Source organism: Nitrosomonas sp. Is24 (assembly GCF_033063335.1).
Taxonomy (GTDB): domain Bacteria; phylum Pseudomonadota; class Gammaproteobacteria; order Burkholderiales; family Nitrosomonadaceae; genus Nitrosomonas.
This window is the reverse complement of the sequence record NZ_JAWJZG010000001.1, coordinates 2,109,717-2,132,494: the sequence shown is the minus strand read 5'-3', so window position 1 is coordinate 2,132,494 and position 22,778 is coordinate 2,109,717. Positions and strand designations below refer to the sequence as shown.

28 protein-coding genes are annotated in these 22,778 nt (G+C 49.7%); 24 read left to right on the top strand and 4 right to left on the bottom strand.

Annotated features, from left to right (window positions below):
• Window positions 1-7 precede the first annotated feature (7 nt).
• The 3 genes from R2103_RS09860 (at window position 8) to hemB (ending at window position 2,601) form a co-directional block, all read left to right on the top strand.
• Window positions 8-772, top strand: a complete 765-nt coding sequence (locus R2103_RS09860) for a type III pantothenate kinase (RefSeq protein ID WP_317531248.1) — start codon at window positions 8-10, stop codon at window positions 770-772.
• Window positions 773-778: 6 nt separating this feature from the next.
• The gene (gene yihA, locus R2103_RS09855; RefSeq protein WP_317531247.1) at window positions 779-1,375 is read left to right on the top strand and encodes a ribosome biogenesis GTP-binding protein YihA/YsxC; all 597 of its coding nucleotides are present in this window, start codon (window positions 779-781) and stop codon (window positions 1,373-1,375) included.
• Window positions 1,376-1,593: 218 nt separating this feature from the next.
• The gene (gene hemB, locus R2103_RS09850) at window positions 1,594-2,601 is read left to right on the top strand and encodes a porphobilinogen synthase (protein ID WP_317531246.1); all 1,008 of its coding nucleotides are present in this window, start codon (window positions 1,594-1,596) and stop codon (window positions 2,599-2,601) included.
• Window positions 2,602-2,625: 24 nt separating this feature from the next.
• Here hemB and R2103_RS09845 read toward each other — a convergent pair whose 3' ends face one another.
• Complete coding sequence (locus tag R2103_RS09845) at window positions 2,626-4,944, bottom strand: penicillin-binding protein 1A (protein WP_317531245.1); 2,319 nt, start codon at window positions 4,942-4,944, stop codon at window positions 2,626-2,628.
• A gap of 216 nt (window positions 4,945-5,160) precedes the next feature.
• On the opposite strand from R2103_RS09845, the gene R2103_RS09840 reads away from it, so the two are divergent.
• The 5 genes from R2103_RS09840 to R2103_RS09820 are packed head-to-tail and all read left to right on the top strand — an operon-like array spanning window position 5,161 to window position 10,125.
• The gene (locus R2103_RS09840) at window positions 5,161-6,264 is read left to right on the top strand and encodes a pilus assembly protein PilM (protein ID WP_317531244.1); all 1,104 of its coding nucleotides are present in this window, start codon (window positions 5,161-5,163) and stop codon (window positions 6,262-6,264) included.
• The gene (locus R2103_RS09835; protein WP_317531243.1) at window positions 6,261-6,851 is read left to right on the top strand and encodes a PilN domain-containing protein; all 591 of its coding nucleotides are present in this window, start codon (window positions 6,261-6,263) and stop codon (window positions 6,849-6,851) included. The genes R2103_RS09840 and R2103_RS09835 overlap by 4 nt, the downstream gene beginning before the upstream one ends.
• Before the next feature lie 9 nt (window positions 6,852-6,860).
• Entirely contained in the window at window positions 6,861-7,475 is a 615-nt protein-coding gene (locus tag R2103_RS09830) for a type 4a pilus biogenesis protein PilO (RefSeq protein ID WP_317531242.1), read from the top strand.
• Window positions 7,476-7,997 (top strand): pilus assembly protein PilP, encoded by a 522-nt coding sequence (locus tag R2103_RS09825; RefSeq protein ID WP_317531241.1) that lies wholly within the window; start codon window positions 7,476-7,478, stop codon window positions 7,995-7,997.
• A gap of 28 nt (window positions 7,998-8,025) precedes the next feature.
• Complete coding sequence (locus R2103_RS09820) at window positions 8,026-10,125, top strand: type IV pilus secretin PilQ family protein (protein ID WP_317531240.1); 2,100 nt, start codon at window positions 8,026-8,028, stop codon at window positions 10,123-10,125.
• A gap of 7 nt (window positions 10,126-10,132) precedes the next feature.
• On the opposite strand, the gene trmL is transcribed toward R2103_RS09820, so the two are convergent.
• The gene (gene trmL, locus R2103_RS09815) at window positions 10,133-10,597 is read right to left on the bottom strand and encodes a tRNA (uridine(34)/cytosine(34)/5-carboxymethylaminomethyluridine(34)-2'-O)-methyltransferase TrmL (protein WP_317531239.1); all 465 of its coding nucleotides are present in this window, start codon (window positions 10,595-10,597) and stop codon (window positions 10,133-10,135) included.
• Window positions 10,598-10,618: 21 nt separating this feature from the next.
• A complete protein-coding gene (locus R2103_RS09810; RefSeq protein ID WP_317531238.1) occupies window positions 10,619-11,317 on the bottom strand; it encodes a ComF family protein in 699 nt (232 codons plus the stop codon).
• A 181-nt stretch (window positions 11,318-11,498) separates the two neighbouring features.
• Here R2103_RS09810 and bioB point away from each other — a divergent pair, with 181 nt between their 5' ends.
• The 16 genes from bioB to R2103_RS09735 all read left to right on the top strand — a co-directional run bounded on the left by bioB (window position 11,499) and on the right by R2103_RS09735 (window position 21,457).
• Window positions 11,499-12,455 carry a biotin synthase BioB gene (bioB, locus tag R2103_RS09805; RefSeq protein ID WP_317532084.1) on the top strand — a complete coding sequence of 319 codons (957 nt, stop codon included), beginning with the start codon at window positions 11,499-11,501 and terminating at the stop codon, window positions 12,453-12,455.
• Entirely contained in the window at window positions 12,456-13,619 is a 1,164-nt protein-coding gene (gene bioF, locus R2103_RS09800) for an 8-amino-7-oxononanoate synthase (protein WP_317531237.1), read from the top strand.
• Window positions 13,616-14,386, top strand: a complete 771-nt coding sequence (bioH, locus tag R2103_RS09795; protein WP_317531236.1) for a pimeloyl-ACP methyl ester esterase BioH — start codon at window positions 13,616-13,618, stop codon at window positions 14,384-14,386. Before bioF ends, bioH begins: the two co-directional genes overlap by 4 nt.
• The gene (gene bioC, locus R2103_RS09790; protein WP_317531235.1) at window positions 14,364-15,242 is read left to right on the top strand and encodes a malonyl-ACP O-methyltransferase BioC; all 879 of its coding nucleotides are present in this window, start codon (window positions 14,364-14,366) and stop codon (window positions 15,240-15,242) included. The genes bioH and bioC overlap by 23 nt, the downstream gene beginning before the upstream one ends.
• A gap of 1 nt (window position 15,243) precedes the next feature.
• Window positions 15,244-15,906: a dethiobiotin synthase gene (bioD, locus tag R2103_RS09785; RefSeq protein WP_317531234.1), complete on the top strand. Its 663-nt coding sequence runs from the start codon at window positions 15,244-15,246 to the stop codon at window positions 15,904-15,906.
• A 22-nt stretch (window positions 15,907-15,928) separates the two neighbouring features.
• Window positions 15,929-16,114 (top strand): hypothetical protein, encoded by a 186-nt coding sequence (locus R2103_RS09780; RefSeq protein WP_317531233.1) that lies wholly within the window; start codon window positions 15,929-15,931, stop codon window positions 16,112-16,114.
• 35 nt (window positions 16,115-16,149) lie between these two features.
• The gene (locus R2103_RS14390; RefSeq protein ID WP_411172645.1) at window positions 16,150-16,320 is read left to right on the top strand and encodes a type II toxin-antitoxin system RelE/ParE family toxin; all 171 of its coding nucleotides are present in this window, start codon (window positions 16,150-16,152) and stop codon (window positions 16,318-16,320) included.
• A gap of 43 nt (window positions 16,321-16,363) precedes the next feature.
• Window positions 16,364-16,738, top strand: a complete 375-nt coding sequence (locus tag R2103_RS09775; RefSeq protein WP_317531232.1) for a DUF3175 domain-containing protein — start codon at window positions 16,364-16,366, stop codon at window positions 16,736-16,738.
• Window positions 16,739-16,782: 44 nt separating this feature from the next.
• Window positions 16,783-17,421 carry a hypothetical protein gene (locus R2103_RS09770; protein ID WP_317531231.1) on the top strand — a complete coding sequence of 213 codons (639 nt, stop codon included), beginning with the start codon at window positions 16,783-16,785 and terminating at the stop codon, window positions 17,419-17,421.
• Between the two features lie 82 nt (window positions 17,422-17,503).
• The gene (locus R2103_RS09765) at window positions 17,504-17,875 is read left to right on the top strand and encodes a DUF202 domain-containing protein (protein ID WP_317531230.1); all 372 of its coding nucleotides are present in this window, start codon (window positions 17,504-17,506) and stop codon (window positions 17,873-17,875) included.
• 317 nt (window positions 17,876-18,192) lie between these two features.
• Window positions 18,193-18,906 carry a PEP-CTERM sorting domain-containing protein gene (locus tag R2103_RS09760; protein ID WP_317531229.1) on the top strand — a complete coding sequence of 238 codons (714 nt, stop codon included), beginning with the start codon at window positions 18,193-18,195 and terminating at the stop codon, window positions 18,904-18,906.
• Between the two features lie 278 nt (window positions 18,907-19,184).
• Window positions 19,185-19,766, top strand: a complete 582-nt coding sequence (locus tag R2103_RS09755; RefSeq protein WP_317531228.1) for a hypothetical protein — start codon at window positions 19,185-19,187, stop codon at window positions 19,764-19,766.
• Window positions 19,767-19,873: 107 nt separating this feature from the next.
• A complete protein-coding gene (locus R2103_RS09750; protein ID WP_090319510.1) occupies window positions 19,874-20,086 on the top strand; it encodes a DUF4177 domain-containing protein in 213 nt (70 codons plus the stop codon).
• The gene (locus R2103_RS09745) at window positions 20,083-20,487 is read left to right on the top strand and encodes a TM2 domain-containing protein (RefSeq protein ID WP_317531227.1); all 405 of its coding nucleotides are present in this window, start codon (window positions 20,083-20,085) and stop codon (window positions 20,485-20,487) included. Before R2103_RS09750 ends, R2103_RS09745 begins: the two co-directional genes overlap by 4 nt.
• The gene (locus R2103_RS09740) at window positions 20,480-20,992 is read left to right on the top strand and encodes a hypothetical protein (protein ID WP_317531226.1); all 513 of its coding nucleotides are present in this window, start codon (window positions 20,480-20,482) and stop codon (window positions 20,990-20,992) included. Before R2103_RS09745 ends, R2103_RS09740 begins: the two co-directional genes overlap by 8 nt.
• A 15-nt stretch (window positions 20,993-21,007) precedes the next feature.
• Window positions 21,008-21,457, top strand: coding sequence for a DUF6174 domain-containing protein (locus tag R2103_RS09735; RefSeq protein WP_317531225.1), 450 nt, complete (start codon window positions 21,008-21,010; stop codon window positions 21,455-21,457).
• Between the two features lie 19 nt (window positions 21,458-21,476).
• On the opposite strand, the gene R2103_RS09730 is transcribed toward R2103_RS09735, so the two are convergent.
• Window positions 21,477-22,715 (bottom strand): EAL and HDOD domain-containing protein, encoded by a 1,239-nt coding sequence (locus R2103_RS09730; protein WP_317531224.1) that lies wholly within the window; start codon window positions 22,713-22,715, stop codon window positions 21,477-21,479.
• Window positions 22,716-22,778: the final 63 nt, after the last annotated feature.

Sequence of the window (22,778 nt, the reverse complement as noted above, 5' to 3'; positions counted from 1 at the left end):
GCGACCAATGAATCCCACTTTACTAATCATTGATTCTGGCAACTCCTGTGTAAAATGGGGATTGTTTGATAAAAATAATTGGTTATCTCAAAATACTGTTTCGTATGATGATATTTTTGAGTTAAAAAAAGAATTTAGTGTTTTATCTGAACCGAATTTAATTATTATTTCGCACGTGGCACGAGATGAAACAAAAAATGAAATTTATAAGTCCATTTCACGCTGGTCCATACAACCAATATGGCACCATTCGCAATCCTATCAATGTGGTGTTTTAAATTGCTATTCAGATCCAAAGCAACTGGGTAGTGATCGTTGGGCAGCTTTAATTGCTGCTTGGAATATAGAACACAAGGCCTGTTTAGTTATTAACGCTGGTACTGCGTTAACTATCGATACACTGTCTGATAGCGGAAAATTCCTGGGGGGCGTTATTTTACCTGGTTTTGATTTGATGCTTAATAGCCTTTATTCTGGTACTCAATTGAAACCTAATAAATCGGGTGTCTACCAAAATTTTCCCGTTAATACGCAAAATGCGATTCATAGTGGCATAATACAGAGCTTGGTAGGTGCTATTGATCGTATGTATGATATTTTATCTACTCAACCCACGCATTCAACTATAAGCTGCATCATCAGTGGTGGAAACGCATTTTTGCTAAGCTCTTTCATTAAGTATCCTACTAAGATAATTAACAATTTAGTTTTGGAAGGATTGTTAGTGATTGCTAAGGATGAATTGAAAAGAAGAGAGCTGTACAGTTCTTAAAATATCATGCACTTATTCCAGAAAGCGACCTTTTATACCTCCATCAATGATATGCATGCATTACCACAGCATACTGGAGTTGAGATTGCCTTTGCTGGAAGATCTAATGCTGGTAAATCAAGTGCTATAAATACTTTGGCCAACAAGAACCGACTGGCTTTTGTAAGTAAAACACCAGGGCGCACTCAGCATATTAATTTTTTTCGACTGGATGAGAATCAGTTTCTCGTTGATTTACCCGGATATGGATATGCGAAAGTTCCGGATAACATCCGCAAGCATTGGGAGGAGTTACTAAGTCGATATTTACAGACGCGCGAGTCACTTAAAGGCTTAGTATTGATTATGGATATTCGGCATCCATTCAAAGCGCTGGATATTCAGATGCTGGATTGGTTTATACCGACAGGAAAGACAGTCCATATCTTATTGACGAAAGCCGATAAATTGAGTAAACAACAAGCAAATATGACATTACAGCATGCTAAGCAATATTTACATGAGTCCTACCCGGGCTGTAGCGTGCAGTTATTTTCTAGCTTAACTCGTAGCGGGATCAAGGATGCTACTTCCGTCATTAATTCTTGGCTAAATGCTGATTAGAATTTAGTGCTGAGCGATTCAAACTGTAAAAAAAGCCCCCGGCTAAAGGGGAGTAAAACCGGGGGGAATCGCCTTAATATCACACTAAGGCCCTGTCTCAGGGAGGAAAGACAGGGGGACGATCAAAATGTCCTTTGCTAAGAGACCTTATCGACTCGATTAGTTCCTCAAATTAATAGAATTATTTTTTATCGTATTATTTTTCCTAATTTTTATTTATGTCTTTTTATAGCCAATTTCCGCAAAAAAGAATGCGACGCATGCGTCGTGATGAATTTTCCCGCCGTCTCATGCAAGAAAATCATCTCCTCGCTGATGATTTGATTTATCCGGTATTTGTTTTGGATGGGAAGAATCGCAGCGAAGATGTGAAATCAATGCCTGGGATTGTCAGGCAAAGTTTGGATCTTTTAATGGCACAAGCGGAAAACTGTTTACGGCTTGGCATTCCCGCATTGGCTATTTTTCCGGTGATTGACGCTGAATTTAAGAATCTGACTGCGAGTGAAGCTTACAATCCCGATGGATTGGTGCCTAGGGTAGTGCAGCAACTGAAGCAGAATTTTCCCGAGCTAGGGATCATTACGGATATTGCGCTTGACCCGTATACCAGTCATGGTCAAGACGGTCTTATTGATCAGCACGGTTACGTCATGAACGATGAAACCGTGGATGTTCTGCGCCAGCAAGCGCTGGTGCATGCACAAGCAGGTGCTGATGTTGTCGCGCCTTCCGACATGATGGATGGGCGCATCGCGGCGATCCGGAATAGTTTGGATAGTCAGCAGTTTATTCATACCCGCATATTGGCGTATTCCGCGAAGTATGCATCGAGTTTTTATGGACCATTTCGCGACGCGGTTGGGTCAGCAGCGAATCTCGGCGCGGGGAATAAATACACCTATCAGATGGATCCGGCAAACTCGGATGAAGCTTTATGGGAAGTTGGGTTGGATTTGAACGAGGGGGCGGATATGGTGATGATTAAGCCTGGTATGCCTTATCTTGATATCGTGCGTCGTGTGAAGGATCAATTCGGTGCGCCCACTTTTGTATACCAGGTGAGCGGCGAGTATGCGATGCTTAAAGCTGCCGCGATTAACGGATGGTTAGATGAAGAGGCCTGTGTGCTGGAATCATTGCTTTCATTCAAACGTGCCGGTGCGGACGGAATATTAACGTATTACGCCATAGAAGCCGCAAGTTGGCTCAAGAAGAGACAATAAGCGATAAAATAATAGAGTATAAAGTTAGAACAGCTGATCTTGTAAATCCCGGGTAACTTTCGGTGTATATTCAACCGGATTTTCATTCAGCGGCGGGAGCTGTTCACTAAGGAAATACTCGGTCATATCTCCGCCGGATTCCCTGAATCCGGTGGCTGAATTAATTCTCGCGGCAACGACGCCATTGGGCGGTTTGTATTCTGCCATGGCGACGCCTTTCAACACAGGCCCCATGTAATCCATCCAAATCGGTAATGCGACGCGCCCGCCGGTTTCATTGTTTCCCATCGATTTAGGCTCGTCATATCCAGTCCAGGCAATGGTTACCAGGTCTTTTTGAAAACCGCAAAACCAAGCGTCGATAAAATTACTGGTCGTACCAGTTTTTCCCGCGAGATCGGTGCGTCCCAGTTGTTTGGCTTTGACTGCCGTACCCTGACTCACAACATCTTGCATCATGCTGGTCATGAGAAAGGCATTACGCGGATCGATCACACGTTTTGCGCCATTGGTGACCGAGACAGGTTGGAATTGTTCGATGGTGTTGCCTTTCTCATCTTCGATTTTCTTGATGAAATAAGGTGCAATGCGAAAACCGCCATTGGCAAAAACTGCATATCCGGCGGCCATTTGCATCGGTGTGACGGAACCCGAACCGAGTGCCATCGGTAAGTAGGGCGGATGACGGCTGGCATCGAAACCGAATCGCGTAATGTAATCTTGTGCGTACTGTATGCCGATCGCCTGCAAGATCCGGATCGACACAAGATTCTTTGATTTGGTTAACGCGGTGCGCATGCGCATCGGCCCTTCAAATTTTCCATCGAAATTTTTCGGTTCCCATAGCTGACTGCCAGTCTGGGCTGCGCTGAACGAGAGCGGGGCATCGTTGATAATGGTGGCTGGCGTGAAACCTTTCTCCAATGCGGCCGAATAAATGAAAGGTTTAAAACTGGAGCCCGGCTGCCGCCATGCCTGTGTGACATGATTGAATTGATTTTTATAGAAATCAAATCCGCCGATCAATGCGCGGATAGCACCATCATTGGGGTCGATAGAAACAAGCGCTGCTTCTACTTCCGGTAATTGAACGATATGCCAGACATTCTTCTGATTTTTTTGCACACGGATTAATGCACCGGGGGTAATGTATTTTTTACCGGGATCTTTTTTCTCCGCCAAAAATTTCTGTGCGAATTTTAGTCCATCGCCGGTGATTTCAATGACTTCTCCACCCTTCTTATAAGCCTGAACGGCATTGGGTTTAGCCGCTATTACAACGGCTGCATAAATATCATCGCTATCGTTGATTTCATCCAGCGCATCGTCCAGTGTTTTTTCTTGATTGCCGCCATATTTCATCAGATCGATATAAGCTTCGGGGCCGCGATAACCTCGGCGTCTGTCGTATTCGATCACATTTTTACGGAGCGCCTGGTAAGCGGCTTCCTGATCCAGCTGCCGCAGAGTGGTATAAACTTTGATCCCTTTATCGTAGGTTTCTTCCTGATATCGATCATAGATGACCTGGCGAACCATTTCTGCCACATACTCGGCACGCATTGCAAAAGCAGTCGATTGCTTCTTGATGGGAACAGGCTGCTTTTCCAATTCACTCAATTCGTTACTGGAAATGTAATTGAGTTTATGGAGCCGGCCCAATACGTACAATTGCCGGCTTTTAGCCCGCTTAGGATTACTGATCGGGTTATAACTGGAAGGCGCCTTGGGCAATCCGGCCAGCATGGCGGCTTCTACGATATTGATCTCTTGTAATGACTTACCGAAGTAGGTATGTGCCGCCGCTGCAAAACCATAACTGCGATGCCCGAGGTAAATTTGATTCACATACAATTCTAGGATTTTGTCTTTGCTGAGGCTGTGTTCAATCTTAAATGCCAGTAGCGCTTCGCTGAGTTTCCGGGTTAGTGTCTTTTCCCTGGTCAGAAAAAAATTCCGGGCGACTTGCATGGTGATCGTACTGGCGCCTTGGCGGACACTGCCCGCGGAGAAATTGGAATAAGCCGCACGCAATACACCCAAATAATCGACCCCGCCATGTTCGTAAAAGCGATCATCTTCCGCCGCAAGAATGGCCTGTTTCAGATGCTCCGGCACTTCAGAGATACTGACGACGTTTCTCCGTTCCGCGCCAAACTCACCGATCATCTGACCTTCTTCACTGTATATGCGTAAAGGTATTTTCGGGCGGTAGTCCGTCAGTGTATCCAGTGATGGCAGATTGGAGTAAATGACCAGTCCGGCAAAACCTGCCAGTAGCACGCCGATCAAACCTAATGCGGATAATGTGACAAAAAGATAGTACAACCAGCGAGCAAACATGAATAATTAAATGATGAAACGGTTAAAATACAAAATTATAGGGGGTATATCTACTGTTTTTCTTTGAATAGGATTTTTCGAATTCTGTCAGAATCAACACCGGCTTTTTAATTTGCTGAATAAACTTGGATTTATCTTGATAATGGGTAGTAGTTTACCTATATTCAGCTTTAACAGGGTAATTTATAATGCGCGAGTATCGCTTCTAACAGGCCAATGTTCAAGGGAAATTTTGCTATCAATTTAGACTTCTTAAAGCTGAAGTCGCCACCATTGATCGGAGTGGACATCAGTTCCTCATCCGTGAAGATGGTTGAGTTATCGATGATTGGCAGAGACAATCAAGCTTACCGCATCGAACGCTATGTCATAGAATCCTTGCCGGCTGACGCCATGCAGGACGGTGGAATTGCCAATATGGAGGCAGTGACCGAAAGCCTGCGGCGCGGCTGGAAGCGGATGGGAACGCGGCAAAAGAATGTGGCGCTCGCACTGCCCGCGACGGATGTGATTACCAAGAAAATTGTAGTGCCAGCCGGGCAACGCGAGGAAGACCTGGTTTTTCAAGTAGAGAATGAAGCCAGTCAATACATTCCTTTTCCGCTGGATGAAGTGGATCTGGATTTTCAAGTAACCCGATCCGTTCCGGATAACCCGGAAGAAGTCGAAGTCCTGATTGCGGCTTCGCGTAAGGAAAAAGTAGAGGATCGTGTGGCTGCCGCGCTTGCAGCCGGTATGAAGACAGTGATCGTGGATGTTGAACCTTATGCGGCACAGGCAGCATTTGAATTAACGTTGCGTCAATTACCGGGCGGCGGAAAAGATCAAGTGATTGCGCTGGTTGATATTGGCGCGACTGTCATGAAGGTCAATGTGCTATTGAATGATGAATCACTCTATACGCGCGACCAGCACTTCGGCGGCGATCAACTGACACAGGAAATTCACAATCAATTTAATCTGTCACTGGAAGAATCGGAGGCTGCCAAGCGCGGCGGGAGTCTGCCGGGAAATTACCAAGCGGAAGTCTTGCAACCGTTTTGCGAGACCCTGGCGATTGAAGTGATGCGCGCCATTCAGTTCTTTTACACTTCAACGCAATATACTGAAGTAAATTATATTTTTATAGCGGGAGGATGCGCTGTCATACCCGGATTGGATGCCATCATTGCCGCACGGACGCAGGTCAGTACGATTGTTGTGAATCCTTTTGCAAATATGGAATTATCAAGCCGAATCATTTCGCGGCAACTAAACCAAGATGCACCTTCTCTTTTGATCGCCTGCGGTCTGGCTTTGCGGAGCTTTGATCCATCATGATCCGCATCAATCTGCTGCCTCACCGTGAACTGAAGCGCAAAGCACAGCAACAACAAATCGCGATTCTGGCCGGTGTGGCCGGTTTTCTGGGGATTGCGGCTGTCTGGAGTGTTTATGCGATGATCGACGACGAAATAGAAAATCAAAATGCCCGTAATCAGTATTTGCAGAGCCGGATCGCTGTACTGGATACAGAAATTGCTGAAATCAGAAATATCAAAACGCAAACTCAGGAGCTGCTGTCGCGCAAACTGGTGGTGGAAACCTTGCAGAACAGCCGCTCTGAAGTGGTGCACTTGCTGGATCAACTGGTAAGACTGCTTCCCGATGGCGTGTATCTGCAAAGTGTGAAGCAGAACGATCAGATTATTACGCTTATCGGATATGCGCAATCCAATGCCTGGGTGTCCATGCTGATGCGTAATCTTGAATCATCGCCCTGGCTGGAATCCCCACTACTGGTAGAAATTAAGGCGATAACAGTTAATAACATCCGTCAGAACGAATTCAATATGAGAATCAAGCTCAGAAGGACATCGATTGACGATGTGCAGAATTCACCAGCCAATCCCGCTGGAAAATTGTAAGGCTAAGGTATGAATGATTTGCTTATTGAATTGCGTCAGCTTGATATCAATCAAGCAGGGAGCTGGCCGGTAGCATTTAAAATAGCTGCTCTGGTCATTTTATTCGTTGTCATCGTGATAGCCGGTCATTTCCTGGTGTGGCAAGATCAGACCGAAACGTTGGAGAAAATCCAAGCTGAGGAAGAAACATTAAAAAATACTTATCTTCTTAAAAAAAGAAGCGCGGTTAACTTACCGGCATTACGCGCGCAGCTGGAAGAAATAGAGCAATCGCTGAGTGCCATGTTGAAGCAACTGCCGGATAAATCCGAAATGGAAGCGTTGCTGGTCGATATCAATCAGGCAGGCTTGGGCCGCGGATTGCAATTTGAACTATTTAAACCGGCCGAGAAAGAAACGATCAATGCATTTTATGCCGAACTGCCGGTTTCGATCCGAGTCACAGGCGGTTATCATGATATTGGCGCTTTTGCTAGCGATATCGCGCGATTGCCGCGAATTGTCACGCTCAATGACATCACAATTGCTCCAGGTACCGATGGAAAATTGGTATTGGATGCGATTGCAAAGACCTACCGTTATTTGGATGAAGATGAAATAGCCAAGCAAGCTAAGGGTAAATGAATGATGATAAGAAACCTATGCCTGTTAGTATTACTTGCAATAGCTTTGGTGACGATGACTGCTTGCAGTCAAAATGACTATAGCGATCTGGAAGCTTTTATTCAAAGCTCTGGCGAAGGCTTGAAAGGTCAGGTCGATCCGCTTCCCGAAATTAAACCGCATCAATATTTTACTTATCAAGCTTTCGACATTCCCAGCCCCTTCGTACCCCGTAAAAATGGTCAAGTGCAGGCAGTTGCCAGTGGAATTCAGCCTGATTTAACCAGGCGCAAGGAGGTTTTGGAATCCTTTCCGCTGGAAAATTTATTGATGGTTGGAACATTGCAGCAACATGATATGATTTTCGCCCTGATTAAATCCCCGGATGGCACACTGTACCGCGTGAAAGCCGGTAATTATTTAGGGCAAAATTTCGGAAAAATTAACCATATTTCGGAATCAGAAGTTAAACTATTGGAGATTGTGCAGGATGGAGCGAATGAATGGACTGAGAAAACGAGTACACTCATGCTGAAAAATTAGAAATAAAACAACCCTAAAGCTACCAATAATGATGAAAAGATATGGTCTCAACATCGTATTAGCAGCACTGTTGATTTGTTTTGCGACGGCAATTTTTGCGCAACAAACGATAACTGCGGAAACACCGCCCAATAGTATCCGTTCCATCGATATTTCCACTTTTCTGAATGGCGAGGTCATCGTCAAACTTGCCTTAGATCAACCGCTTTCCGTTCTCCCGGCGGGAGTTGCATTAGATAACCCGCATCGCATTTATTTCGATTTTCATCAGGTCGCCAATGGTTTGGGCAGAAATGTGCAAGAAGCTGCCGAGGGTGACTTACGCAGCGTCAATATTGTGCAAGTTGGGGATCGCACCCGGCTGGTGATGAATCTGGCAAGGCTCATGCGGCACGACATCCGTGCACAGGAAAACATTCTTTTTGTCCGGCTCGTGAGCGTACCAGAGAACCCGGCAACCGCCACCGTCATCCGGTTTGCGGAAGAAATGCCCAATCAGCATATGAACAGTTTGCAAGATATCGATTTCCGCCGTGGCACAAAGGGGGAAGGCCGGATTGAAGTGGATATGACAAAGCCGGGTGCGAGTGTTGATGTGCAAACCCAAGGCGATGATGTATTCGTCGAGTTTGTCGATACATTGCTGCCCGGTAGCTTGAAAAAACGCTACGACGTGGTCGATTTTGCCACTCCCGTGCAAACCATCGAAGCATCGAAGAAAGGTAATAACGTCCGGATGCATGTGAAATCCGGCGGGCGCTGGGAACATTCGGCGCGGCAATCCGGTACCCGGTTTGTTCTGGAAATCCGCGCATTGAGCGAAGATGAAGAAGAAATTGCAAAGAAGCAGCGGGCCAACGGCGGATATACCGGGGAAAGACTGTCGCTTAATTTTCAGGACGTGGAAGTGCGCGCGGTTCTGCAAGTCATTGCTGATTTTACCAATCTGAATATCATTGCCAGCGATTCCGTTGCGGGCAATCTCACGCTGCGGTTGAAAGATGTTCCGTGGGATCATGCGCTCGACATCGTGTTGCAGGCGCAAGGTCTGGATAAACGTAAGACCGGCAACGTCATTTTTGTCGCACCGCGAAAGGAAATGGCGGACAGGGAATTGCTTGATGTGGAAGCGAAGATGCAAATCGCCGATATGGAACCGCTGCGTTCGGAGATTTTCCGCTTGAATCACCGCAGGGTTAATTCCATGTCGTTTGAAAGCATGCTCAGCAAACGCGGCACGATCAATGTGGATGAAATCAGCAATACGATTACCGTTACCGATATTCCGGCTAGATTGGATGAAATTAAGAAACGTATTCAGAAACTGGATATTTTTGAAAGACAAGTCATGATCGAAGCCCGTATTGTGGAAGCAACAGACTTATTTAGCCGTAATCTGGGAGCCCGTTTCGGGATTCAGAATTCAACCAATCTGGGAAGTCAGGGGCTTGGGATCTCGGGCAATTTGAACGATTCGAGTGCTTTAGCTGGCGGCGGTTCAGCGGGAGGGGGGGGCAATCTGAATGTAAATTTGCCCGCGGCAGCTGCGACCGGATTGCTAGGTGGACCTGCAGCTCTAGGATTGAGTTTGTTAAAGATTAACAATAACCGCCTCATTAATTTGGAACTGTCCGCGCTGGAAACTGATCAGAAAGGACGGGTTATTGCGAGTCCACGCGTTGTGACCGCGCACGGTGTGGAAGCAATTATCGAACAAGGGGACCGGGTGCCGTATCAACAGGCGACCAGCAGCGGTGCCACCAGTATCCGTTTCATGGACGCTACGCTGCGGTTAAAAGTGAAACCGCTGATTACCTATAATGGCCAGATCGACATGGAACTCAATGTCAATCAGGACAAGATCGGTACTGCGATCAACCAGTTTCTGCCGCCGCCGATCAATACCAAGCAGGTCACGACCAAGGTTCTGGTAGAAAACGGTGGAACGGTGGTGATTGGCGGTATTTTTGATCGCACTGAAAACGAAGTGGTGAACAAAGTGCCGATGCTGGGCGATATCCCGGTACTGGGCTACGTTTTCCGTAATACCACTAAAGTCGATAATAAACGTGAATTGCTGATTTTTGTAACGCCGCGCATCTTGAGCGAAAATCTCAATCTTCAGTAATTGCCGGTTATTGTCCCGACGGAAATCCAATTTGCCGCCATGCTTCATAAACCACAATGGCGACAGCATTGGATAGATTCAAACTGCGGCTGGTGGCCACCATAGGCACCCGGATGCGTTGTTGCTCCGGAAAAGTTTCCATGATGTGAGCCGGCAAGCCGCAGCTTTCCGAACCAAACAGAAAAACATCCCCGGCGGTATACGCTATTGTGTCGTGTCGCTGTTTTCCCTTCGTAGTGATCGCAAACAGGCGTTTTCCTTGCAAATGCTGATTGCACTCGGTCCAGTCTTCATGGACTTTAATCGAAGCAAATTCATGGTAATCCAGACCGGCACGAATCAATTGCTTATCCTGCAGCGGGAAACCGAGCGGCTTGACCAAATGCAGTTGTGTGCCGGTATTGGCGCACAGGCGGATGATATTACCCGTATTGGGTGGGATTTCAGGTTGATGCAAAACGATATGAAACATACGGCTATCAAAGTGTGTTGATTAGAATGAAGTAAAAGGACCAGTTTGCTTTATTTCCGGCAAGGCTCTGGCAATCACCCAATTGCTGATTTCAGTAGCACCCTGCCGCTGCAATACTTTGGCCAGTTCGTTGAGTGTCGCGCCGGTTGTCATGACATCGTCAACCACCGCCACATGCTTGCCGGATAAATCCATTGTACAGCTAAAGGCCTTACGGATATTTTTGGGCCGCTCCTTCCACGGCAACCCGGCTTGCGGCAGCGTATGTTTGATGCGGCTGCAACCATCTGGCAGCAGGGTAATGCTGGTTTGCTTGGCGATGTAACGGGCAATTTCCATCGCTTGATTAAAGCCACGCTCGCGTAGCCGGATCGGGTGCAACGGCATCGGCACGATGACATCAGGCAGCGTTTCTACCGTTTCCAGCCGGGCAATGAATAGATGAGCAAGAACCGGTGCGATCGCCAGATTGGTTTGATATTTTAATGCATGGATCAGTGCATCGGCAGGAAAAGTATAGCGCAGCGCTGCAATCGTGCGCGTGAATGCGGGCGGCTTTTTCAAGCAAGCGCCGCAGATTTCCCCCGCCGGTACCGGCCGTAGGCAAACAGGACAATGGTGATCGGGCAACTGCGGTAAATCGCGGTAACACGCTGCGCAGAAATCCTGAGCGCTGGCAATGCCGCATAGCAGACAATTTTTCCGGATCCAGATCGGCATCGCATTTAATTCATTGTTAAAAAATCGGCGGTGGTAAAATAACCCGCATGAATACAATACTGGGTTTCTAAGGCTATCGGCAATGGGCGCGATCGCTGCAGCATTTAAACAGCACAATAGGTAAATTGATATGAACTTGGATTCACTGACAAGCAACGAAACACAAAACGATCTGGGCGGGATGACCGGAAAATCGCAAGACTCGGCGCACTGGAGCGTAGCGGATATTGAATCATTGCTGAATGCGCCGTTCAACGATCTGATCTATCGCGCGCAAAGCGTGCACCGGCAATATCACGACGCCAATGGCGTGCAATTATCGACACTGATTTCCGTAAAAACCGGCGGCTGTCCGGAAGATTGCGGTTATTGTCCGCAAGCGGCACGTTATCACACCGGCGTTGAAAATCAGGACATGTTGTCGCTGGACGAAGTGGTCTCTGCCGCATCTGCTGCCAAAGCCAAAGGCGCGTCGCGCTTCTGTATGGGAGCTGCCTGGCGTGGCCCGAAACAGCGCGATATCGAGAAAATGACCGAGATGGTGCGCGCAGTCAAATCGCTGGGCATGGAAACCTGTGCCACGCTGGGTTTATTGAAACCGGGGCAGGCGCAGCAACTCGGTGAAGCCGGTTTGGATTATTACAACCACAACCTCGATACCGCGCCGGAATTTTATGAAGAAATCATCACCACGCGGCAGTATGAGGATCGTTTGCATACCTTGCAGGAAGTGCGTGAAGCGGGCATCAACGTGTGTTGCGGCGGCATTGTCGGCATGGGCGAGACGCGCCGTTCGCGCGCTGGATTGATCGCGCAATTGGCCAATCTGAATCCGTATCCCGAATCGGTGCCGATCAATCATCTGGTGCAAGTCAAGGGTACGCCGCTGTACGGTACGGAAGCGCTCGATCCGCTCGAATTCGTGCGCACCATCGCCGCGGCGCGGATCACCATGCCGAAAGCGATGGTGCGGTTGTCCGCGGGACGGCAGGAGATGTCCGACGCGATTCAAGCGCTGTGCTTCCTGGCCGGTGCCAATTCCATTTTCTACGGCGACAAATTGTTGACGACCGGCAATCCCGAAACCGATCGCGACCGCATGTTATTGGATAAGCTGGGGCTGCACGCGCTGTCGTAGATGTTTGCAGATCTGGCTGAGCAACTGCGCATACGTGAACAAAAAGGTCTGCGGCGCACCCGGCAAATCGCCGATTCCTCGCAAGCAAGCCATATCACGATTGATGGGTGCGATTATCTGGCGTTCAGCAGCAACGATTACCTGGGACTTGCCAACCACCCGGAACTGATCGCGTCGGCTTGTGACGGCGCCCGCCTATACGGCGTTGGCGCGGGTGCCTCGCACTTGATCAATGGTCATAGCGCCGCGCATCATGATCTCGAAACAGCGCTGGCGACATTTACCGGATTCCCGCGTGCGTTGTTGTTTTCCACCGGCTATATGGCCAATATCGGCATGGTCACGGCGTTAGCCGGGCGCGAAGATGCGGTTTTCGCCGACAAACTGAATCATGCTTCGCTGAACGACGCGGCTTTACTGTCGCGCGCACAATTCATCCGCTATCCGCATTGTGATCTGGCCGCGTTGGAACAACGTCTGGCCACAGTCCAAGCGCGGCGCAAGCTGGTCATTTCCGACGCAGTGTTCAGCATGGAAGGTGATATCGCGCCAATCCGGCGATTGATCGAATTGTGCGAACGCTACCATGCGTGGCTGTTATTGGACGATGCGCATGGTTTTGGCGTATTGGGCGAGCAGGGGCGCGGCAGCTTATTTTTGCCGGGAAGTGCGCATCCCCATTCGCCGAGTCTCGTCTATATGGCGACACTCGGTAAAGCGGCCGGTGTATTCGGCGCATTTGTCGCGGCGCAGCCGGAAGTGATCGAAACCCTGGTTCAGTCGGCGCGCAGTTATATCTACACCACCGCCACACCGCCGTTGCTGGCGCACGCATTGTTGACCAGTGTGCGTTTGATCGGACAGGATGAATGGCGGCGCGAGGCGTTGCGGCGTAACATTGCGCAATTGAAACAGGGTTTGCAGTCATCACCTTGGAAACTACTGCCTTCCGTGACACCGATTCAACCTTTGCTGATCGGTGATAGCGTTGAAGCTGTGCGCATCAGCCAAGGATTGCGCGAACAAGGCATACTGGTTCCGGCCATTCGTCCGCCGACAGTGCCACAGGGTACGGCCCGCCTGCGCATTTCCTTATCCGCCACACATCAGCCGGACGATATTCAGCGCCTTGTCCGGGCTTTGCACGATTTGGCGCCGTCATGACGCCATTGCATATCGAAACCCTGGGGCAGGGTCCTGATCTCGTGTTGCTGCACGGCTGGGCGATGCACAGCGGCATTTGGGGCAGCGTTCGCGATGAATTGGCACAACGGTTTCGTGTACATATGGTCGATTTGCCCGGACATGGTTTGAGTCCCGCGAGCGAGCCCGGGACGTTGGATCATTTGGTCGGCATGGTTGCCGGAATGTTACCGGAACGCTGTATGCTCGGCGGCTGGTCGCTGGGCGGGCAAGTGGCGATGGAATTGGCGGTGCGCGAGCCGCAGCGGGTCGATAAGCTGGCGCTGATTGCCACCACGCCGTGTTTTGCCAAACGAGACGACTGGGAATGGGGCATGGAGCGCAAATTGCTGCAATTGTTTCTGGAAAACTTGAAACTCAATTACGCCACCACGATCAATCGCTTTCTGACATTGCAAATGAGCGGCGATCGCGATGCCAGCAAGATTCTATCGCAATTGCGTAAAAGTTTTTTCCAGCGTGGCGAGCCCGATCCCGATGCATTGGAAAAAGGCTTGCGGATTTTGCAGCACAGCGATTTACGCGAACGCATCGTAACCATCAAACAACCGGTTTTAATCGTGCATGGTGAAAACGATGTGATTACCCACCCGGCAGCGGCCGATTGGATGCACCGGCAATTGCCGCAATCGCAGCAGGTGATGTTTGCGCACTGCGGCCACGCGCCGTTTTTATCTTACCCCGAACAATTTGTGGCTCATCTCAATGCATTCCGGACAAATTCTTGACAAGAAACAACTGCGTGCCGCGTTTGAACGCGCCTCGGCCAGTTACGACCAAGCGGCGGTGCTGCAACGCGAAATCAGCAACCGCATGCTGGCGCGCTTGGAATACATCAAATATAAGCCCGATGTGGTTCTCGACGCGGGCAGCGGTACCGGTTACGGCAGCCAGCAACTGGTCAAACGATATCCCAACAGCCAATTGATTGCGGTCGATATTGCCTGGGCGATGCTCACGCACGCGCGCCCCAACACCGCCTGGTGGCAACGTTTGCTGCCGTTGCAGCAGCGCAGCGATTACGTGTGCGGCGATATCGAGCAACTGCCGTTCAAAAACGAAAGCGTCGGACTGATCTGGTCGAACCTTGCGCTGCAATGGTGCAACGACCTGGATCGCACCTTTGCCGAAATGCACCGCATTCTGCGCGCCGATGGATTGCTGATGTTCAGTACCTTCGGTCCGGATACCTTGAAGGAACTGCGCCAGGCGTTTGCGAAGATCGACGGCTATAACCACGTCAACCGCTTTGCCGACATGCACGACATCGGCGATCTGCTGGTCAACAACCGCTTCTCCACGCCGGTGATGGACATGGAATACATCACCTTGACGTACGACGATGTGATCAGCGTGATGCGCGACCTCAAAGCCATCGGTGCGCACAACGTCATCCAGGGACGGCGGCAGGGATTGATGGGAAAAAATAAGTGGCAGCAAGTCATCGGCGAATACGAAACGCTGCGCCGCGACGGTAAGTTACCGGCCACGTTTGAAGTGGTGTACGGCCATGCCTGGAAGCCGTTCGACCCGCGTTCGATCCTGACACCGGAAACGCGTCGGCAATTGGGATTGCCGCCTTAATATGGGGCAAGGCTATTTCGTCACCGGCACCGATACCGGCATCGGCAAAACCACCGTCAGTTGCGCGTTGTTGCGTGCGTTGGCCGCGCAAGGTCACAAAGTCATCGGCATGAAACCGATCGCCGCAGGCGTCGAAAATGGAAAATGGCACGATGTCGAGCAACTGCTCGCTGCTAGCAACGTGAATGTAACGCGTCAGCAAATCAACCCGTACGCATTCGACCCGCCCATTTCGCCGCACCTTGCTGCGCAACAAGCAGGCAGGGAAATCGACCTGGCGGTGATTCAACAAGCTTACCAAACACTCAGCGCCCAAGCGGATAGGGTTGTCGTCGAAGGCGTTGGTGGATTTCTGGTGCCGGTTAATCAGCATCAGACTGGCGCGGATTTAGCACGAGCACTGAATCTGCCAGTGATCTTAGTGGTTGGTATGCGTCTGGGTTGTTTGAATCACGCTTTACTGGCGGCGCAAGCAATCAAGATAGCCGGTTTGACTTTGGCAGGGTGGGTGGCCAACTGCATTGATCCGCAGATGCTGGCTGTAGCGGAAAATATCGCCACGTTGCAACAACGGCTGGATGGTTCGTTGCTGGGGGTAGTACTGTTTGATTCGGAAATGGATTTGCAAGAAAGCGCCAGACTTCTGGATCTTGTAACATTGTAAGGCTCTCAAAAAGGAGGCTGACATGCCGAGTGTGAAAGAGAGAATGACCGGAATTATTCAATCGCAGCCGGAAGATGCTACGTATGAGGAAATCATGCGTGAATTGGTATTTGAAAGAATGGTCGCGCGTGGACTGGATGATTCAAGGCAAGGACGAGTTTTATCCAATAGCGAGATGGAACGCCAAATTCGCACATGGCAGAAATAATCTGGACGCAAGAAGCGGCACGCTGATTACACGATATTCACGATTATATTGCGCAAGACAATCCGGAAGCTGCTGCAAAAGTGATTGGCGGAATTTTTGAGAAAACTCAGATTTTGCGGCTCTACCCCGAAATCGGTCAGAAATATCGCGTTGAGCCGGAAGGGGAAATCAGAATTCTGTATTATGGCCATTACCGGATTGCATAACTGCTGCGGCCATCGCAAGTTATCGATATTTTAGGTGTATTTCATGACGCTATGGATATCGAGCGCTATATTTCATGATGCAATTCCAATCAATCAGGTGACGGATTTAATTTTACCCGCTATGTCTCAAGACAACCCGCATCATTGGTTGCAGCACGCCACCGAAACCAGCAACGCCTTGGATCTTGAGTCCGGTGTTTTTTCGTGGGATGATCCGCGCAAAATCGCGTTGTCGTTGAAGCAGTCGGCCGATAATAGCCAGCGGCGCAAGGCGGAGCCGTTTGCGTCGGCGATGTCGATGTTGAATTTTTACATCAACCGGGCGGGGAAGCATTTGTCCGCGCAGCAGCGCGAGGTGCTGGAAAAAGCCAAGAATGAGCTGCGGGAATTGTATGGAAAACCGCGCATCCAACCATAATCTGTTTTTTAGCTTTCCAATCAGGAATAATTTTATTTAACCCCATGAGTTACTTAGATTTAACCAACAATCAATTCAATTCCAAAGGTTTCTGGGACCGGCCGCTGGAAAGTTTGAATGCACCGGCAGCCCATGAACTGGCCCTGTTCGATCAAAACGGGTACGACTTGACCGGTCTGGAACAACGCTATGCCGAGGCTAATCTGACATCTGCCCATGCGCACCGGGAACACCGGCACGCGATCAAGACGCCTTGGTTCACACAGCCGGAACGGGTGGAAGGCGCAGTGCTTAACCACAGTTTGTTATTCGAACGCAAAGGGTATCGCGGCGAAGCACTGCAGCAACTCGAACGTTGGGCACAAACCAATCCGCTGATTTACAAGATTATCCGCATGCGTCCCAAGTGGGGGCTGGATTTCAGCATGGATTACGCCGACCGTGCGGGTAATGTGTTTGAAGTGTTGCATTGGGAATATGACGGTTTTGATTACGCGGAAGTGGCCGAACGTAAACAGCAGCTGGAAGTTAAATTGGCCGTCACGGATTGGGACGATGCCGCTGCCAGTATCCTGAAACAGAAAGACCAATGGCATCACCTGGATTTTTTTGCGCAAAGCGATTGGAAGTGCAATTACTTCGGTATCGTCAAGGAACGCTTCAAGATGGTGATTTGGGAGTAGAAACCCGTCGAATCAGCGAGAAAGGCTGTTGTTCCATAGTGCAATTTTGTTAACCAATTCAGTGTCACGCTAAGGAGAAAGCATGTCGGAACTCAAAGATCCCCGGGTACTCTTTGCGGCGGAGCGGACGCTGCTGGCCTGGAACCGTACCAGTCTTGCTCTGATTGCTTTCGGTTTCTTGGTCGAACGCACCGGCCTTCTAATGAATGTCCTTGCGCCGGATCACGTGCATGCCTCCGGTATGGCGCTGACATTCTGGCTGGGATTTGCTTTTGTCCTCCTCGGCGCGGTATCTGCCATTTATTCATCCCGTCAGTATGCGGTATTCCTGAAAACTCTGAATCCAGCGGAATTTCCCGAGGGATACGGAACCCGCTGGGGCATGCTGGTGAATGTCGCAGTGGCTATCTTGGCGTTGGGACTTATTGTCGTGCTTTACATCGGGCGTTTTTGATGTGATCACTGGGAGCAAGGATGCTGTGCCGTATCTGGCGATTCCAAGTGCTCCATTCTCAAAAAAATCATGCAATCTGCTGTTGTTACACACAGAGTCGAAGGGGTACCCATGCTCGTTGTTCAGCTGACACCGGCCAGTGTTTGCACCCATTTCTAAGGAGATTTTCAGCGGATATGGATCGATTGGATACCCCATAAATGGTACAACTCGACTATAAAAAAAGTAGTGCTGCCCTATGGTTTTAATATTTACAGCAAACTACTATCCCTGTGCGAAATAGGTTAAAAATAATTTTAGTCTTGAAAGGAAAGAAAATGATCAAAAATAATAAATTAGTTAGCACAGTGGCATGCATTCTAGGATTGGCGGTACTGCCATCGGTTGCATCGGCTGGTTTAAGTGACCACACTTTTGCTTGGACTCACAACGTTGGCAGCGCGCAACTGGTGCTGAACGGCAGCACAACGTATACGGCGACCAATCGCGGCTGGGTTGACGAATTTGGTACCAACAATTTTGGTGGCGCGACAGGAAACTATATTGCGGGTACCTGCGGCTCATCCGACTCGTGCGGTGGAAGCGATACGTTTGCGAATAACTACTTCGCATTCGACGTGCATCGCGCTATTGGAACCACCAGTGCTGTGTTGAATTTGTATCAACCAGCCGTTGGAGAGAACGGTGGCGCGGATGGCGGCTTCTTGAGCCAATCGGCTGCACTGCTGTATACCCTGTTCGATGTTTCCGGTAATCCTCTCAGCGATACCGGACTTGGAATCTTCAATGATCTGGCATCCGGTAGTTCTTATGGTTCGATTTCAGTGGATTCATCAAGTAACGGCAGCATCGTATCCATCACGCTGAATGCGGCAGCCGTGGCTGCAATCGATGCAGCTTACAATAGTACGGGCACTTTCTTTATTGGCGGCACGGTGAGCCCCGTACCTGAACCCGCAACCTATGGCATGTTATTAGCAGGTCTGGGTCTGTTGGGATTTATGGTGCGCCGTAAAGATCAAGCAGTCTAATATTCAATGGGATGCCGCCGGACAAGTCCGGTGGTGTCCATCCAAGATTCACCCATCACATCAGATACATTTCAAGCCAACAAAAACCGGAACCATCCCAACAGAAACACCAGCGTTGTAACCACGAAAACACCCTGATCGGGTAACCCAAAATGGCTGGTATTCTTTTTTTGCCTGATGTATCAGGTGCATCATGAATATTTTGTTCCAGACTGAACCAATCCAGTGCAATGCGCTCTTACACGATTCTGTTTTTCACAGCGCACCGCAAAAAGAAAATGTTCTACAAAGAAACTCTCAGCTTGATCGCTATTGCAGTCACTTTGGCCGCGTTCATTCCATACATCCGGGAAATTTTCCGGGGCTCGATCAAACCGCATATTTTTTCCTGGGTGATCTGGGGTGCGACGACGTTGCTGATTTTTGTGGCGCAATTGCAGGACAAGGGCGGCGCGGGTACATGGCCGATCGGTGTTTCAGCCGGAATTACCATCGGTATTGCCTATCTGGCCTACCTGAAGCGCGCCGATGTGACGGTCACTCGAGCCGACTGGGTATTTTTTATCGCAGCGTTGTCTTCGTTGCCGCTGTGGTTTTGGACATCCGATCCGGTGTGGGCGGTGGTGCTGCTGACAGCGATCGACGTGATCGGATTCGGGCCCACGGTCAGAAAAGCCTATCAATTCCCCTATTCGGAATCACTACAATTCTTTGCATTGTTCACGTTGCGTAATGTACTGGTGATGCTGGCGCTGGAGAATTTTTCCGTGACCACGCTGTTGTTTCCGGCTGTCATGCTGGTGATCTGTGTTTTCATGGTGACGCTGATCGCGTACCGCAGGCGGGTTGTGGTGGCATAATCCGTTTCTGATTTTATTGCGTCACAACACCGGATTTCCCGGTTGCAGTACACTAGGCCGCTGATTTAAACAATCCCATATTCCGGTGAAATCAAAGGGGAAAAGCAATGGCTTACAAAGAATACAAAGTGTTATACGTGACGGAAGGCGGACTGGGAACGATTTTCCTGGGCGCGTCGGGTATTCCGATCAAGCGGCTGGAAATGACACTCAACAGGGAAGCGGCGGATGGCTGGACGCTGGTGTTCCAGTTTGTCGAGCAGAAGCGGTTTTTATTGTTCTGGAAACGCGAAGCGGTCATCATCACGCTGGCGCGTTGAGCGTTGCCACGCACATGAAAAGCCAGGAAGCCATCCGGGAAGACGAGGAGCGCATCAGACAGCGCGTGCGGGCATTGCCGGATAACAAACGGCTGCAATTTTTCAAACAAGCCGAACAAGAACTGAAAGATCCCGATACGTACGCGGTGCTGAATTATCTTTTTGTCGCCGGTCTGCATCATTTCTATCTGGGTAAACCGCTGCGCGGCACGATCAATCTATGCATATTCATTACCGGAACAGTCATGCTCTTCACCGGACTTGCCGGTTTCGGATTGCTGTTGATCAGTGCGATCACGGTGGTTGAGCTGAAGGATTTGTTTAATTCGCAAAGCGTGGTTCAGGACTACAATAATGAAGTCATGGAAAAAATCTATCGTACGGTGAGTCAGGATGAGTAGATTAACGCATCATATTTTATCCGGTGCTGTTGTCACGCTACTGCTGGTATTTGCACACAGTGCCAGCGCCGAGAAAATATGGAATTGGCGTTATACAAGCGGCAGCGTTGTTGCCCGAGGAACGCTCACGACCGGAGAGACTGCCGATGCGCAAGGTTTTTATCCAATTCTTAGTATTGCCGGACACCGCAATGGTGAACGTATTACCGGTTTGCATCCCACCGGGAAATCGATTCCGGGAAACGAACCGTTTACGCTGGATAATCTGATTCGTATTGATACGCAAGGTCAGATCACCCCGCATGGATTCGGTTTTGCCACGGCATCCGGCGGCTATGCCAATACTTTTTATGCCGGATTTCTCGCTACACCGGTTTATATGGAAGTGTTCGTTACACCGGCGAACTACAGCGAGCTGCCGATCAAATTTTCCGCCACACCGGTGATCGAGCCGGAAATTCAGATAGAAACACCCGCTGGAGCATCCGGGAAAATGGATGATTAGGGAATTTCGCGCCACATGAAAAAAACGCTTCTGCTCCTATCAATTTTGCTGCTGATGGCTTGCGTGTCGCCCATGCGCAGCGATTTCGAGCGTCACCAGAAGAAATGGCAAGAAGCGAATATCACGCACTACCGCTTCGAGCTGAATATGATTTGTTTTTGTACCTTCAGAAACCGCATGCCGCTACAGATTGAAGTGCTGAATGGCCAAATTGCCGCGATGACGGATAACACCGGCAAGACGATTACGGCGGCAGATGCCCATTATGATTTTTTTGCCCGCTACGCGACAATCGACCGGCTGTTCTCGGAACTGCAAGCGAGCTTGAACGGCAAGGCGGATCAAATCGCGGTGGCTTATCATCCCAGCTATGGTTTTCCAACCCGGATCAACATCGACCGCATCAAAAGGGCCACGGATGACGAGCTCGGATTGGCGGTATCAGCGTTTGAGCGGTTGCCTTAAGCGTAAATCCTATCCTTTTCTAATTGGCGATGCCGCCGGTTTGATCGGCCCAGCCGGTTGCTTGTATTTTAATAGCGGTGAATTCATCCCGGCTCAAAAAACCGAGACCGGCCAAGATGGATTGAATCGCGGCATGATCGTCCTGCTCATCGGCTTCCAGCAATTTGAGTGCCTGTCCCAAGCGTCCTTCCCGTTTCATCAAAGCCTGGCACATATCGTCGGAAATACCGAGCTTGTTGACAATCTGCTGCATGTCGATGCCGAGTAATTCATCCAGTAGCGACAAAATGCCGACAATAAAAGCCCGCTCGTGGTGATTCTTATCGTGCGGCCGCTCGGCGGTGGCGATCAATTCCATCAGCTTGCCGCGTTCCACCGCCATTTGCATGCGTATATCCGGCGCGCCGTCTTCCGGCTGGCTGGAGGTGTACAGCAGCAGTTGTATCCATTTCAGCAATTGCTCGCGTCCCATCAAGGTAATCGCGTGCTTGATCGAGTTGATCTTGCGCGGCAGATCACCGGCAACCGAATTGACCATGCGCATCAGGTTGTAACTCAAGCCCGGCTGGCGTTTGAATTCCCGCTCGATTTCCTCGTGATCGTGATCATCCGTCACCAAAGTCAGCAGCCTGAGCAGCGACAGCTTGCCCGGATCGGTGCGTTTGACCGACATCACCTCGGGTTTGGCGAAGTAGTAACCCTGAAACATCTGGAATCCCAGTTGTTTACAGCGTATTTCCTGTTCCCGGCTTTCCACTTTCAGCGCCAACAGCAGAACCGGCCAGCGTTTCAATGTGGTGACCAGTTTCTCCAGTTCGTCCGTTTGCAGTGCCAGCACGTCGACTTTCACCACGCTGACGATCGGTAGCAGTTGCTCGATTTTGCTGTCGATGGCGACGATGTTGTCCAACGCGAATTGATATCCCCTTTGCTTCAATTCATTGCACTGCTGCAAGAATTCCGCCGTGATGCATTCCGGCACCCGGACTTCCAGCACCACATGTTTGCTCGGGAGCAAGCTGATGATATCGCTCATGATCAAGTCGAGGTCGGCGTTGATGAAGCCGCGCTGCTGCCCGAGCACATTCTGGATACCGAAACGGCCGTACGCGTTGACGATCACGTTCGCCGATGCGGATAAGTCGTCGGTGACTTTCGCAGTCTCCTGAGTCTGCTCCTGACGGAACAGCAATTCGTACGCGACTAAGTTCTGATTACGATCCAGAATGGGTTGCCGGCCAAGAAAATAACTTTCCATTGATTCCTCCGCGATGATCGATGAATGCAACTGCTTGTTCGGGTAAATGAAGCTGGAATATAC